Raw genomic sequence first — 3,393 nt, forward strand, 5'->3', positions numbered from 1 at the left:
TGTCAGGGTCGGCGTCGGCCGGGGTGTTGAAGGCGACCGATTCCGGGCTGTCAAGAATGTTGAGGCTATAGGTCTGGGTTGCGCTGCTTCGGTCGGACGAGGTTGCCTTCACCGTGAGGGTGATCGAGGTCTCGGTCTCGAAATCGATGATGCCGGTGCCCGAGCGCGTGATGACGCCGGTATTGGCGTTGATCGCAAAGCGCGGATCGTTGAGGCTGTAGGTGACCGTATCGCCTGCATCGGGATCGCTGGCCGAGGCCGCGACGCCGACTTGCGTCCCCGCGGCGGCCAGCTCGGCGATCTGATTGGCGGTGGTATCGGTGTCTGCCGGGGTGTTGAAGACGACCGGGTCGCTGGTCGGCGGCACATAATATTCGATGTGCAGCAGCGGCGCGCCTGCGGCGCTGCCCTCAAAGGATTCCGCCGTGCGTGTCCCGGTACCGGTGACCAGGAACACCATATCGTTGAGTGCCGCCCAGCCCAAGCGGTCGATGATCTCCTGGATGATCGCTGCAAGGTCCGGCGTGCGCTGGGCAGGGCCGGCCTCGCCGCTTATCGTCCAGTCCGCCGGTTCCCAGGCCACGGCTGCATCGGTCGTCAAGCGTGAGGAGACATTGAACTTGGCGGTGGTGAAGGCAGCCGCGTCGTCCGCATCCTCACCGCGGATCGACAGCGATACCGTCCCGGTCTTCACCTCGTCGGCCTGGAACTGGATATAGGCGCCGGTGATGATCGCGCCCGGGGGGATGTCGATGCCGGTGAAGCGGAGCCCGACCGTCTGGGCGCGACTGCCGTCGTAGCCCAGCTCCAGATCAGAAACATTGCCGGAAATCGACCCCGAAGCGCGTTCCTCGACGTCGTCCCCAGCGGCCGCCACTCTTGTCTCGAAGATTATCGGTGTGCTGCTGGTGGTGAGGGTGGTAGCGAGTGCGCTGTCGACGGCGATGCTGGTGACAGCGATGTTGGAAGAGACCTCGCCGTCGTTCACTGCGACCTCGATCGTCCGGGTCTCGGCGCTGGGATCCTCGCTGACGTTGTTGAACAGGGCCTGCCGCAGGGCGGCCTCATAGTCGGCGAGTGACGCCGATCCGGTGAGGATGATCGTGGTCGACGTGGAGGCCGGATCGATAGCGATGCCGGCGGGCAGATCAGCGCTGTTCAGGATGAGCTCGTCCCCCGCTTGCGGGTTGGTGAGCGTGACAGTTGCGCCGCTTATATGTGTGTCGTCGCCGTCGCTGATGACGGCATCCGTGTCAGCAATCGCGACCGGCGCGCCACCTACGGTGAATGTGACGTCATAGCCGGTGCCGTTTGCCGAGCCGTCCAAATCCAGCACCGGCGCCTCGTTTGGCGGCGAGTAGGCATAGTCAGCCGCCGTCTCCGCCATGTTCCCGGCGGCGTCGGTGGCCGTGGCGCTGTAGGCGACGCTACCGCCTCCATAGCTGGTGTCCAGATATTCCCACAGACCGGAGGCGGTCGCCGTCACGATCCCGAGCAAGGTGCCGTCGCGATAGATATCGATACTGGCTCCCGCCTCGGCGGTGCCGACAAGTTGCAAGCCGCTCTCGGCCGGATTGATCGAGGTGATTTCCGGTGCGGCAGTGACGCTGTCGATCGTGATCTCGAGCGGATCTGAGCCCTGCAGGTCGCTGCCTTCGCCAGTTTCGGCGGTGAAGCTATAGCTATCGTCGGCAAGCTCAAGGGTCGTGAAACTCCAGGTGCCACTCTCGTCAGACGTTGTCGTCCCCAAGAAGACGCCATCGGCATAAAGGCGCACCGCCACATTCGGATCGGCGCTTCCGATCAACGTGATCGACCTATCATTGGTCAGCCGGTCACCTTTGATGCCGGAATCGACGCTGAACTCTGTAATGACGGGACTAGCCATGTCGAATCTCCTTTACGCTCGTGGCTTTCCGGGTCTCGCGCGGGATGGGGAAAAGTGTGTGCGGTTTTCGCCCGCCGCATCCCGCTCTAACCTGTTGGGATCGACCCCAATCCATTTCCGAAGCTGAGGTTATGGCAGGGCGTCAACACCGTCGCGATCAAGCGTGGGCGCTTGCCGGGCATGGCGCCGGCAATGGTTGCAGTGGAGGGAGTCGCCTCTGGCGGTAATGGTGCAGGTGAGGCTATTCCGTAATGACAGGCCGGCAAGCCGGCATCGCAGTTCCAGGAATCAGACCTGCCTAAAAAACTAGACTAAATGTTCGCCCGGTCCCAGGCGAACATTTAGTCTAGGCGGGCGGCGCGGTGTAGCCGGTGCTCAGATGTGCATTTGCTTCTCTGATCAGGCGAGCAGCCACTTGTCGAACATGAATTCGTACACCTTGCCGTCGTTCTCGTTCGGATTCGAGTCGTTGTCGACGGCACGATCGACGATGTAAAGGCTCATCTGGCTCGGATCCTCGCTGCTCGGCGCCAGCGCCAATCCCGCCGGTTTGCGCGCACCTGCCGCCGAGATATCCAGCGTCCCCAACAATTCCCCTGTCGGTGTCACCATGGACACCGCGGTGCGCGACGTAATGATGTAGAGCAGATCGCGGACCGGGTCGTATTCGACGCAGGGATCCCCGTTTGTCAGCGAACCCATTGAAAAACTGGTCACTACGTCATCGCCGCCTACGGACGGCACGCCGTCGAATTTCCCGTTCGCTCCCGGGTCGATGGTGTGAAGCTTCGCTGCGCCATCCGCGATGTACAGAACTCCGCGGTTGGTGTCATAGGCAATCCCTTCCGGGTCCGAACTACCGAACGCCGACGTCTTGAACGAGGTTACGATGTCATCGGACGTGTCGTAGAGTCCGTCCGACCCGGGGTTGAGTTCGTAGACGGCCTTCGTGCCGGTGTCGTCCGTGAAAAAGAGATGCCGATTGGCTGGATTGTAGGCAACCCCAGATGGCTCGTCGGAAAAGCCGATGGTGGTGAGCGGCCTCACCAGTTCGCCGCTCAGACTCATCTCAAAGAGATTCTTGCCGGTAAATATCGACATCTCATCGACTTCGCCATCGGAAACCAGCAGCGTGCCGAGATGCGAGATATAGGCGATCCCCGAAGGATCGGGGCTCGCCGGTGACCACTGCGAGGTCAGGATCGTATGCACCAAGGTCACCGACGTCGGCAGCTGATTGTTCGTGCTGGTCGTGACGCTCACATTGAAACTCTCAGTGTCACTGCTTCCGTCGGACGAGGTTGCCGTCACGGTAAGGGTGATCGATGGCTGGGACTGGGCATCAAGCGTGCCGGTGCCCGAGCGCGTGATGACGCCGTTGGCATCGATGGAGAAGCGATTGTCGTTGAGGCTGTAGGTGACCGTCGAGCCGGCATCGGGGTCCGTAGCCGATGCGGTGACGCCGACATTGGTGCCTTCCGCCGCGTCCTGGTTGATGCGATTGG

At 61.9% G+C, this 3,393-nt stretch carries 1 protein-coding gene and 1 pseudogene; both read right to left on the reverse strand.

Features of this window, described 5'->3' with window-relative positions; genetic code table 11:
- Window positions 1-1,888, reverse strand: a 1,888-nt coding sequence (locus tag ACSQ3F_RS29290) for an Ig-like domain-containing protein (RefSeq protein ID WP_436103669.1), incomplete at its 3' end; no start/stop codon positions are given.
- Between the two features lie 399 nt (window positions 1,889-2,287).
- Window positions 2,288-3,393: pseudogene (locus tag ACSQ3F_RS29295) on the reverse strand (RTX toxin); the annotation flags it as partial.

The sequence above is a fragment of the Pararhizobium sp. LjRoot238 genome, from assembly GCF_964252955.1.
Taxonomy (GTDB): Bacteria; Pseudomonadota; Alphaproteobacteria; order Rhizobiales; family Rhizobiaceae; genus Pararhizobium.